At 66.9% G+C, this 10,764-nt stretch carries 11 protein-coding genes; 3 read left to right on the top strand and 8 right to left on the bottom strand.

Features of this window, described 5'->3' with window-relative positions; genetic code table 11:
• Nucleotides 1-101: 101 nt before the first annotated feature.
• Both AC0Z6F_RS19430 and AC0Z6F_RS19425 read right to left on the bottom strand, forming a co-directional pair.
• Complete coding sequence (locus AC0Z6F_RS19430; protein WP_012512115.1) at nt 102-494, bottom strand: VanZ family protein; 393 nt, start codon at nt 492-494, stop codon at nt 102-104.
• A complete protein-coding gene (locus AC0Z6F_RS19425) occupies nt 491-1,675 on the bottom strand; it encodes a class I SAM-dependent methyltransferase (protein ID WP_012512116.1) in 1,185 nt (394 codons plus the stop codon). Before AC0Z6F_RS19425 ends, AC0Z6F_RS19430 begins: the two co-directional genes overlap by 4 nt.
• A gap of 59 nt (nt 1,676-1,734) precedes the next feature.
• On the opposite strand from AC0Z6F_RS19425, the gene AC0Z6F_RS19420 reads away from it, so the two are divergent.
• Nucleotides 1,735-2,472, top strand: a complete 738-nt coding sequence (locus AC0Z6F_RS19420; protein WP_006391894.1) for a pteridine reductase — start codon at nt 1,735-1,737, stop codon at nt 2,470-2,472.
• An 80-nt stretch (nt 2,473-2,552) separates the two neighbouring features.
• Here AC0Z6F_RS19420 and folK read toward each other — a convergent pair whose 3' ends face one another.
• Complete coding sequence (gene folK / locus AC0Z6F_RS19415) at nt 2,553-3,038, bottom strand: 2-amino-4-hydroxy-6-hydroxymethyldihydropteridine diphosphokinase (RefSeq protein ID WP_041864585.1); 486 nt, start codon at nt 3,036-3,038, stop codon at nt 2,553-2,555.
• Between the two features lie 91 nt (nt 3,039-3,129).
• Here folK and AC0Z6F_RS19410 point away from each other — a divergent pair, with 91 nt between their 5' ends.
• Complete coding sequence (locus AC0Z6F_RS19410) at nt 3,130-3,879, top strand: proteasome-type protease (RefSeq protein WP_012512118.1); 750 nt, start codon at nt 3,130-3,132, stop codon at nt 3,877-3,879.
• A 71-nt stretch (nt 3,880-3,950) separates the two neighbouring features.
• On the opposite strand, the gene AC0Z6F_RS19405 is transcribed toward AC0Z6F_RS19410, so the two are convergent.
• From AC0Z6F_RS19405 to AC0Z6F_RS19390, 4 genes are all read right to left on the bottom strand, one after another.
• The gene (locus AC0Z6F_RS19405) at nt 3,951-5,462 is read right to left on the bottom strand and encodes an ATP-binding response regulator (protein WP_012512119.1); all 1,512 of its coding nucleotides are present in this window, start codon (nt 5,460-5,462) and stop codon (nt 3,951-3,953) included.
• Between the two features lie 4 nt (nt 5,463-5,466).
• The gene (locus tag AC0Z6F_RS19400) at nt 5,467-5,907 is read right to left on the bottom strand and encodes a response regulator (protein ID WP_005411057.1); all 441 of its coding nucleotides are present in this window, start codon (nt 5,905-5,907) and stop codon (nt 5,467-5,469) included.
• Entirely contained in the window at nt 5,904-7,721 is a 1,818-nt protein-coding gene (locus AC0Z6F_RS19395; protein ID WP_006392039.1) for a sensor histidine kinase, read from the bottom strand. The genes AC0Z6F_RS19400 and AC0Z6F_RS19395 overlap by 4 nt, the downstream gene beginning before the upstream one ends.
• A 199-nt stretch (nt 7,722-7,920) precedes the next feature.
• Nucleotides 7,921-8,304, bottom strand: coding sequence for a BON domain-containing protein (locus AC0Z6F_RS19390; RefSeq protein ID WP_012512120.1), 384 nt, complete (start codon nt 8,302-8,304; stop codon nt 7,921-7,923).
• Nucleotides 8,305-8,475: 171 nt separating this feature from the next.
• Here AC0Z6F_RS19390 and AC0Z6F_RS19385 point away from each other — a divergent pair, with 171 nt between their 5' ends.
• Complete coding sequence (locus AC0Z6F_RS19385) at nt 8,476-9,519, top strand: oxidoreductase (protein ID WP_012512121.1); 1,044 nt, start codon at nt 8,476-8,478, stop codon at nt 9,517-9,519.
• A gap of 335 nt (nt 9,520-9,854) precedes the next feature.
• Here AC0Z6F_RS19385 and gnd read toward each other — a convergent pair whose 3' ends face one another.
• A complete protein-coding gene (gene gnd / locus AC0Z6F_RS19380) occupies nt 9,855-10,760 on the bottom strand; it encodes a phosphogluconate dehydrogenase (NAD(+)-dependent, decarboxylating) (RefSeq protein WP_006470430.1) in 906 nt (301 codons plus the stop codon).
• Nucleotides 10,761-10,764 lie beyond the last annotated feature (4 nt).

Raw genomic sequence — 10,764 nt, 5'->3', positions numbered from 1 at the left:
GCTCATCCATCTGATTTGGGGCGTACTGAGAAGTGGCCGACCCTTTGAGCCTGACGTCGTCCTTGCCTAGGCGAGGGCGACACGGTATCTACAGCACGCCTTTACCCGCGCCAGCGCAGCAGCAGGTCGCGCAGCGGGGTCAGCGCGGTGACCATACCGGCCAACACGCCGATCGTATTGGCGATGGCATCCATCGGGTCGGCCATGCGATTGCTGGTCAGCGCGCCCTGCGCGAACTCGATACCGATGCCCATCAGTACCAGGCCCACGCCCACCCACAGCAGCGGGCGGCCGCGACGGAACAGCTGCACCGCGCTGCCGGCGAGGATGAAATAGGCGAGGAAGTGCTCGCCCTTGTCGCTGTTTTCCGGCAGCGGAATCGGCGGCGGCGGGATCAGGCAGACCACGATCACCAACAGCACCGCCAGCGCCCACAGCACGGCCCACAGGCGCGGCCGCTGCAGCGGCTTGATCACTGGCAACGCGTGGCTCACAGGCGCCAGCTCAGGTCACCCAGCTCGAACGCCGGCTCGAAATCGACGTCGCGCTGCAGGCCGATGGCCTGGAAGCGCTCGCCCATCTCGGTCGGCAGGGTCAGCTTCTTCACCTGGTCACGCAGCTGGATGCGCCCCACTTCATCGGTGCGTTCCTCGGCCAGCAGCAGCACCTGGTCCAGGCCGTTGCCAAGCAGGAAACTGGCCTGGCTGCAGTAACCGGCCAGCTCGAAACCGGCGTGCATGCCGGCCTCGGCCATCGCGGTGAAATCCACCGACGCCGTGATGTCCTGCAGGCCCGGCCAGCGGTAGATCTCGTTGTGCACGTGCTGGCGATAGAACGCGCGCACGGTGCCGTCATCGCGATCTTCCATGTAGAACTCGCCACGGTTGTAGCCGTAGTCGACGAACAGCATCGCGCCACGCTGCAGGCCACCGGCCACCGCCTGCAGCCAGTACGGCAGCTGCGGCAGCACTTCGGAGCGGTAGCCCTCGGCAAAAGGCTTTTCCAGGTAGCGTTCAAGATGGCGCACCGCACCGTTGAGCAGGACGTCGGCCGGCTGCGCACCGCGGATGAAGTTGCCATCGCCATCGAGCTCGACGGTTTCCTCGTAGACCTCGCCGTCCCTGATCAGGAAGCGTGGAGTCGGCAGCGCGTCGATCACCTCGTTGGCGAACACCACGCCCTCCCAATCCTCTTCAAACGGGCGGTCGACCCAGTCCACGCGCGCGGCCAGCTCGGCCGGCAGGTTCTGCTGCAGGCGCTGCTGCTGGCGCTCGCGCAGGTCCGCACTGGGTTCGAGGATGGCGTAGCGCGCCGGCAGTGCGTCCAGCTCGGCCAGGCGCAGCAGCACCGCTTCGGCGAAGGCGCCGGTGCCGCCGCCCAGCTCCAGCATGCGCGCCTGAGCGCCCAACTGGGCGAACACCGGGGCCAGCGCATTGGCCACGCTGCCGGCGAACAGGCTGCCGAGCTCGGGCGCGGTGGTGAAATCGCCGCTGCCGCCGAACTTGCTGGCGCCGGCGCTGTAATAGCCCCAGCCGGGGGCATACAGGCACAGCTCCATGAACCGCGAGAACGGCATCGCCCCGCCCTGCGCAAGGATTTCAGCGCGCAGGGCGGCGGCCAGCTGGTCGCTGTGGGCCAGGGCATCGGCTTCGGGCAGAGGGAACGTGGGCTGCATGGCGTCTTCGAATGCGGTGACAATGGTGCACAGGATAGCCGAGCCTTGGAGGACCCTCGATGAGCGACACCACCCCCGTGGTCCTGATCACCGGCAGCGCGCGCCGGATCGGTGCGGCCATTGCCCGCCAGTTCCATGCCTGTGGCTGGTCGGTGGTGCTGCATGCCAACACCTCCAGCGCCGAGCTGCAGCAGGCCGCGTTCGATTTCGACAACGTGCGCCCCGGCAGCGTGCTGGCGCTGCAGGCCGACCTGCGTGACGCCGATGCCCTGACCGATCTGGTGGAACAGGCCGTGACCCACTTCGGCCGCCTGGATGCGCTGGTCAACAACGCCTCCAACTTCTTCCCTACCCCGCTGGGCCAGGTCACCGCCGAGGCGATGGACGAGCTGTATGCAGTCAACGCACGGGCGCCACTGCTGCTGTCACAGGCGGCAGCTCCGTACCTGCGCCGCCAGCACGGCTGCATCGTCAACCTGACCGACCTGCACGGCACCGACCCGATGCGCGACCACATCGCCTACACGATGGCCAAGGCCGCGCTGGAGATGGCCACCCGCTCGCTGGCGCTGGAACTGGCGCCGAAGGTGCGGGTCAACGCAGTGGCCCCCGGCGCGATCCTGTGGCCGGAACAGGGCAAGGACGATTTCGCCCGCGAGGCGCTGCTGGCGCGCACGCCGCTGGCGCGGATCGGCACCGTGGAAGAGATCGCCGAGGCGGTGTACTGGCTGGTGGCCGATGCCAGCTTCGTCACCGGCCATACCCTGCGCGTGGATGGCGGGCGTACGGTCAGCTGACGATCCGCCGGGCATGGCCCGGCGCTACCGGGTCACGTAGATCCGTAGCGCCGGGCCATGCCCGGCGAGCGCAGCGGCCATCATTCGAGGTCCACGACCTCGAACGCTTCGCCAAACTGCCTGTGCGCACGCCACAGCGTGGCCAGGTCCTGGCCGCTGACCGGGTCAACGAACTCCGGCGCGATGTCCGCCAGCGGCTTCAGTACGAAGGCATGCTTCAGCTCCGGGCGAGGGATGCGCAGGTGGCCGGGGCCCTCCACCACCAGGTCGCCGTAGAACACCACATCGATGTCCAGGGTCCGGTCGGAAAAGCGCGGGCCACTGCGGTCACGCCCTTGCGCGTCTTCCAGCGCATGCAGCCAGTTGTCCAGTTCCTGCAGTGGCAGGTCGGTCTCGATCGCCACCGCATTGTTGAGGAAGGCCGGGCCATCGAAGCCGACCGCAGCAGTACGGTAGGCGGGTGACACCTGCAGCGCGCCGAAGCGCTCGCGCAGGGCCGTCACCGCGGCGTGGAGGTAGCGGCGGGGCTGGACGTTGCTGCCCAGGCTCAGGAGCACGGTGGTCATGCGGTTCAGGTGACGGCACTTGGGGGGCGTGGACATGCCGTCGTCACGGCGGCCTGCCTACAATCCGGGACGCACATGATAGGGCACCGACATGACCTATTGCGTTGGAATCGAGGTGGACGAGGGCCTGGTCTTCGCCGCCGACACCCGGACCAATGCCTCGCTGGACGATGTGCGCGTGCACCGCAAGCTGCACGTGTTCGAGTACCCCGGCCAGGCAGCCTACGTACTGATGGCGGCTGGCAACCTGGCCACCACCCAGCTGCTGGTGTCGCGCCTGGTCCGCGACGCCGACGAGCGGCGTACGCCCAACCTGCGTGACATGGCCCACCTGTTCGAGGCCGCAGCCTACGTTGGCCAGTTGCTGGTCGACAGCCAGGTCAAGACCGAGCACAGCGAGCACGGCCATGACGGGGTCAACACCCAGGCCACGCTGATCTTCGGCGGCCAGGTTGCCGGTGAACGCCCAGGGTTGTACATGGTCTACCCGTTGGGCAACGCCATCGCCGCCTCGCCGGAGACGCCCTACCTGCAGATCGGCGAATCCAAGTACGGCAAGCCGATCCTCGACCGCATCCTCAGCCCGGCAACACGTCTGGAAGATGCCGCACGCACGGCCATCGTCTCGCTGGACTCCACCATCCGCTCCAACCTGTCGGTGGGCCTGCCGATCGACCTGGCGCTGCTGCGCGATGGCGAACTGCGCATCGGCCAGCAGCTGCGGCTGGGTGCGGATTCAGCGCTGTATGCCGACATCCACCAGAACTGGTCGCGACGGCTGGAGCAGGCGGTGGACAGCCTGCCGCGGTTTCCGTGGGAAACCACGGATCGCCCGGTCTGACCTGCCGCCGGGCATGGCCCGGCGCTACCCACAACCTTCGGTAGCGCCGGGCCATGCCCGGCGAGGCGCAGTCAGCCCAGCGCTTCGGCCACCGCGCGGAACACCTGCTGCATCTGCAGCGGCTTGCGCAGCACGTGCACTTCCACGCCAGCGGGGAATGCATCGGCCGATACATCCACCGTTGCGTCTTCCAGCACCAGCGCCGGGCCGCGATAGCCCAGTACAGCCATCTCGCCCAGCAGCTGGCTGGCCGGCAGCAGCTTGGAACCGGCGTCGGCGATCACCAGTGCCGGCAACGCCTCCTGCTGCATCCAGCGCAGCGCCGCCGGACCATCGGATGCCAACTGCAGCTGATAGCCCTGGCTGGACAGCGCATTACCGAGCAGCGACAGGCGGGTGGCTTCGCCATCGACCACCAGGATCGACTGGCCACTGCCCAGCGCCACCAGCTGCTCGATCGGCTCGCTGCCATCAATGGCCTCGTGCATCGGCAGTCGCAGTTCAAAACACGTTCCCTGCCCCGGCTGGCTGCTGACGTGGATGCTGCCGCCGGCACCTTCAACGATGCGCTTGCAGGAAATCAGGCCCAGGCCGGTGCCATCGGCCTTGGTGGTGAAGAACGGGTTGAACAGGTGCGAGAGCGTGTCCGCATCCATGCCGATGCCCTCATCGACCACACGGATCTGCATCCAGTCCACGCCATCGCGCTGGCCGGCATGGCTGGCGGTCAGGCTCAGCCGGCCACCGTTGGGCATCGCCTGGATCGCGTTGAGCGCCAGATTCAACATCACCTGCTGCAACTCGGTGTAATTGGCATCGACCACCAGGCCCTGGTCCTGCACCTGCAGTTCCAGACGCACGGCATCGGGCACGTTGCTGCGCAACAGCAGTGCCACCGCATCGAACAGGCCATCGATCTCGATGCGTTCACTCGGCTTGCGCGAGCCACGCACGAACGACAGCATGGATTCGGCCATCTCGTGGCCACGACGGCCGCACTCGGCGATGACATCGGCCAGGTGGTGCAGCTGTGGATCGTCGGTACGGGCCTTCAGCAGGTCCGGCATGATCAGCAGCGGCTGCAGGATGTTGCGCAGGTCATGGCTGAGGCCGGCGGCGAGCAGCGACAGGCTCTCCAGCCGCTGCGCGCGCATCAGCTCGGTTTCCACGCGTGCGCGTTCAACCGCACTGCGCGCCTCGCGGATCGCGCGCGCCACCGCCGACGGCAGGCGCGCCGGCAGGTGCTTGATGATGTAGTCGTTGGCACCCTTCTGCAGCGCCGCCACCGCGTTCTCCTCACCCATGGTGCCGGAGACGAAGATGAAGGGCACTTCCGGTGAGGTCTCGCGCACGATGCGCAGTGCATCGTCACCGGAGAATCCCGGCATGCTCAGGTCGGACAGCACGATGTCCGGCACGAACGCAGCCAGCGCCTGGCGCAGCTCGACCTCGCTCTCGACACGCTCGAAACGGGCTTCCAGGCCCGCATCGAGCATCTGTTCGGACATCAGCTCGGCATCTTCCGGGGAATCTTCCACCAGCAGGATGCGCAGCGCCCCCAGGGCGGGACCGGTCAGGGGCATGGGCTCACTCGAGTTCCGGTGCCTGGTTGATCAACGCCCAGAACTTGCCCAGGGTCTGCACCGCGCCAAAGAACTGGTCCACGTCCACCGGCTTGACCACGTAGGCGTTCACGCCCATGTCCCAGCTGCGGGCGAGGTCGCTTTCCTCGCGCGAGGACGACAGGATCACCACCGGCAGGCGCTTGAGTTCTTCGTGCTCGCGGATCTGCCGCAGCACTTCCAGGCCATCCATGCGCGGCATCTTGATGTCCAGCAGCAACACCGCCGGCAGGCCTTCCTCACGGTTGGCGAAGGCGCCGCGGCGCAGCAGGTAATCCATCACTTCCACGCCGTCTTCGACGTGCACGATGGGATTGGCCAGACGCGCCTCTTCCAGAGCGTCGATTGCCATTTCGGCATCGGCCGGGCTGTCTTCGGCGAGAAGGATGGTGCGCAGAGTCGTCATGCAGAGGGACCTTGTTTGTCCGCGTCGATCGCGGGAGGCAGGTAGAAGTGGAAGGTGGCGCCGACGTCAGGCTCGGCTTCTGCCCAGATACGGCCGCCATGGCGGGTCAGCACGCGGCGCACGCTGGCCAGGCCGATGCCGGTACCCGGGTAGTCGCTGGCCTTGTGCAGGCGCTGGAACACACCGAACAGTTTGGCGGCGTACGCCATGTCAAAGCCTGCACCATTGTCGCTGACCGTGAACTGATGGCCACCGTCGGGCTGCAGCTGGTAGTCAACGCGGATCTTTGCCGGCTCGCGGTTGCCCGAGTACTTCACCGCGTTGCCGAGCAGGTTCAGCCAGACCTGGCGGATCATGTTTTCATCGCCGACCACGATCGGCAGCGGTGCGATGCTCCACTCCACCTGATGCGCATGGCCGCTGTTTTCGGCCTCGGCCTGCAGGTTGGAATCGAGCATGGCACGGGTATCGGCCACCAGCGACTGCATGTCCACCGCCTGCTGGCGCATCGCCACGCGCCCCAGGCGCGAGTAGACCAGCAGGTCGTCGATCAGGGCTGCCATGCGCCGCGCCGAACTGGAGATCACTTCAAGGTAATGGCGGCTCTTGTCGTCGGCCTGTTCACCCAGATGGCGCGACAGCTTGTCGGAGAAACCGGCAACATGGCGCAGCGGCGCACGCAGGTCATGCGAGACCGAATAGCTGAACGCCTCCAGTTCGCGATTGACCTCAGATACCTGTGCCACCTTGCCTTCCAGCTGGCGGTTCAGCTCTTCCACGCGCAGCTGCACGGCCCGCTGCACGGTAACGTCACTGACGGTCATCAGCACCACTTCGTCATCGGTATCGGGCAGTGGCATGCGCCGGGCGTTGAGCAGCATGTAGCGCACCATGCCATCGGCGGCGCGCTGTTCGTGCTCGAAGTCCCACAGTTCGCGGCCACGCAGCAGCACATCGGACAGGCGCTGGCGCATGACCGGATCCCGCCAGGCGCCATCACCGACCGATTCCAGCAGCAGGCCATCGGCCCGCTCATCCTGCAACCCGTACAGCTCAGCGAATGCAGGATTGTGCAGCTGTACGCGCAACTCACGATCCAGCAGCACGATCGGCTCACGCACGGTCTGCAGTACCGACGCAGCGCGCGCGGCCGAGCGCTGCGATTGCCGTTCGGCGTGCAGGCGGCGGCCGATCTGACGCTGCAACAACCACAGCACCAGGCCCAGCAGGGCCAGCTGCACCACCAGCGAGCTCCAGGAAACAAACTCGGTCTGCCTGCGCTGGCGTGCGGCCTGCTCGGCGCGAAGTGCCAGCAACTTTTCCTCGCTGGCCTGCAGTTCCTCAACCAGGCCACGGATCGGGTAACGCGTGCTCAGGTCCTGCACCAGTTCGCGCTGGTCGCTGTTCGGTTCGGACTTGGCCAGTTCGCGCGCCACCGCCAGGCGCCCGTCCAGCATCGACTCGATGCGGCCAATGCGGATCAGCTGTTCGGGATTATCGCGGGTCATGCGGCCGAGCTGGGCCAGGCGGCCCGGTATTTCATTCGCTTTGGCCATGCGTTCACGCAGGCCCGGTGCGTCCACACCCTTGGACAGCGTCAGCGCAGCCGATTCGACATCGCGGACATCGGCCTGCAGCTGTTGCAGGGCCACGCCCACGGCCTGGGTGTGGTTGACCCAGGCCATCGCTTGTTCGTTGTCCTGCTGCAGTTTGCGCAGGGTCAACCACGGCACCACGATGATCGCGGCAGCCGCCAGCGCCAGGGCCGGCAATCGCCAGCGATCCCAGACGTCGTCACTGAAAACCTGCGCCATAGTTCCTCGTCAGCACGGCCGCGGAGCATAGGCCGATACCGGCCCGGCTGCGGCGGAACGGGCAATATAGCGCAGGCGGTCACAACTCTGGAGTTTCCAGCCGGGTTGGCTGAACGGGTTCGGAATCCGGTGCTGTAGAGCCGAGCATGGGCTCGGCTCTACATAGCAGCGGGCGCCCCACGCGGGGCGCCCACCGGGTTCAGCGCTTGGCGGCCGCGCTGACCTTCAATGCGGCGGCATCGACGCGGGTCACGCCCTTGATGCCCTTGGCGGTGGTGACCGCCTTGTCTTTCTCGGCCTGGGTGGCCACGGCACCGCTCAGGCTGACCACGCCATTCACCGTTTCCACCTTGATTTCGGTGCCCGGGACGTTGCTGCTGGCCAGCAGGTCGGCCTTCACCTTGGTGGTGATCCAGCTGTCGGTCACCGGCTCGTTGGAATCATGGCGGTCGGCGTGGGTGGCCGGATGGGTGCTGGTCGGCGGGCTCTTCGCGGCCGGATCCTTGGCGAATGCAGCCGAGGAGGACAGCGCCAGGCCCAGCGTCAGGGCGGAAGCGATCAGCGTGCGGGTGGTATTGCTCATCGTGTCGTACTCCTTCGGGATGTGCTGCCAGTCTGGACACACCGGCGTAGAGCAGGCGTGGCGTTACGGTCATGCCGCCGTGAATCGAAGCGTTTCCAACGGCAACGGTTCAGTTTTGGCCTGCCATGCCCCGTCGTTTACCCTGCCCTTCCCCACTGCCGGAGCTCTGCCATGCGCCCCGACCTGCAACTGGCCCTGATCGGCTACGGCCTCGCCGGCCGTGTCTTCCATGCGCCACTGATCCAGCACACGCCCGGCCTGGTGCTGCACAGCATCGTCAGTTCGCAGCGCGACACCCTGTTGCGCGCGTTCAGCGACGTGCACGTGCGTGCCACGCCGCAGGAAGTGTTCGACGATCCTGCAGTGGATGCGGTAGTGATTGCCACACCGAACGAACAGCACGCGCCGCTGGCCATCGCGGCGTTGGCCGCGGGCAAGCACGTGCTGGTCGACAAGCCGTTCGCGCTGGATGTCGCTGAAGCCGAAGCGGTGCTGGCTGCGGCACGTGATGCCGGACGCATCGCCACCGTGTTCCAGAACCGGCGCTTCGATGCCGATTTCCTCACCCTGCAGGCGCTGCTGGCCGAAGGTACGCTCGGCGACGTGGCCGAGTGCCATGCGCACTTCGACCGCTACCGGCCACAGGTGCGCGAGCGCTGGCGCGAGCAGGATGGCCCCGGCAGTGGCCTGTGGTACGACCTCGGCCCGCACCTGCTGGACCAGATGCTGGAGCTGTTCGGCTGGCCACAGTCGATCGATGCCGATCTGGCCGTGCAGCGCGAAGGTGGCAGCGGCATCGATTACTTCCACGCGGTGCTGCACTACCCGCGGCATCGCGCGATCGTGCATGCCGGTTCGCTGGTTGCGGCGCAGACACCACACTTCAGCGTGCATGGCAGCAAAGCCAGTTGGATCAAGCACGGCCTGGACGTGCAGGAAGCGCAGCTGCGGCGTGGGGTTGCGCCGGGGGCGCCAGGCTGGGGCATCGATCCGCGGCATGGTGAGCTGGTGCACTGCGATGCGGAGGACAACGTACAGCGCAGTACCGTCGACAACCTGCCCGGTGACTACCGGCGGCTGTATGCGCAGTTCGCTGCGGCGATGCACGGTGACGGCGAAGCGACGGTCAGTCCGATGCAGGCGCTGCAGCTGATGCGGTTGCTGCAGGCGGGGATGGACAGCGCGCGCGAAGGGCGGCGGGTTCAGTTGGGGTGACCGGCAGGGCTGCGCCCTGCACCTGCCGAATCAACGGCAACGGCAACGTCAAAAGCGGGCATTCCGTGGGATGGCGGGGTGGGTCCGGTTGCGGGGGACGCCGTGAATCCGTCCATGGAGGCTCGGTCGCCGCATCCATGCGGCTCACGCCCCCGCAACCGGACCCACCCCGCCTTCGACAGTTTCAAGCCGCTGTTGGTAGGTGTCGACCTTGGTCGACACATCGACGTGGAAACCATCGGAGACGGCTTTTGTAGAGTCGAGCCATGCTCGACTGGCTTCATGGGGTCGGACCCCTTCGGCAACGCCGAAGGGGTCCGACCCCACCGCGGTGCTTACGATTTCTTGATGGCGTGGCCGCCGAACTCGTTGCGCATCGCCGACAGCAGGCGGTCGGTGAACGAATTCGATTCGCGCGAGCGCAGGCGTTCCAGCAGCGACAGGGTGATCACCGGTGCCGGTACATCCAGTGCGATCGCTTCGGCAACCGTCCAGCGGCCTTCGCCGGAGTCTTCCACGTACGGTGCAATGCCATCCAACGACGGATTGCGCTTTAGGGCTTCGGTGCTCAGGTCCAGCAGCCACGAGCGCACCACGCTGCCGTGGCGCCACACCTCGGCCACCTGGGCCAGGTCCAGCTCCATTTCCTGCTTGCGCTCCATCAGTGCGAAGCCTTCGGCGTAGGCCTGCATCATTCCGTACTCGATGCCGTTGTGGACCATCTTGGTGAAGTGGCCGGCGCCAGACGGGCCGACACGCGCCCAGCCGCGATCCTCGGCCGGGGCCAGGGTGCGCAGCAGCGGCGCGATCTGCTCGACCACCGAGGCCTCGCCACCGACCATCAGGCTGTAGCCTTCCTGCAGGCCCCACACGCCACCGCTGGTGCCGCAGTCGACATAGCCCAGGTCGTCCTCGGCCAGCGCCTTCGCGCGGCGGATCGAGTCCTGGTAGTTGGAGTTGCCGCCATCAATGACGATGTCACCCTCGGCCAGGTGCGGGGTCAGCTGGCCCAGGGTCTGGTCGACGGTTTCGCCGGCCGGCACCATCAGCCACACCACGCGCGGCACCGGCAGCGCGGCAACTGCGGCGGCCAGCGAATCAACCACCTCCAGGCCGGCCTCGGCGGCGCGCTGTCGGGCGCCTTCGCCCGGGTCGTAGCCGACCACGCGGTGGCCGCCGCGATGCAGGCGCTGGGCCATGTTGGCGCCCATGCGGCCGAGGCCGATCATTGCAATATCCATTGTT

The sequence above is a fragment of the Stenotrophomonas sp. 1L-E-5-B-C3 genome (genome assembly GCF_057292075.1).
This window is presented reverse-complemented; position numbering and strand designations above follow the sequence as displayed.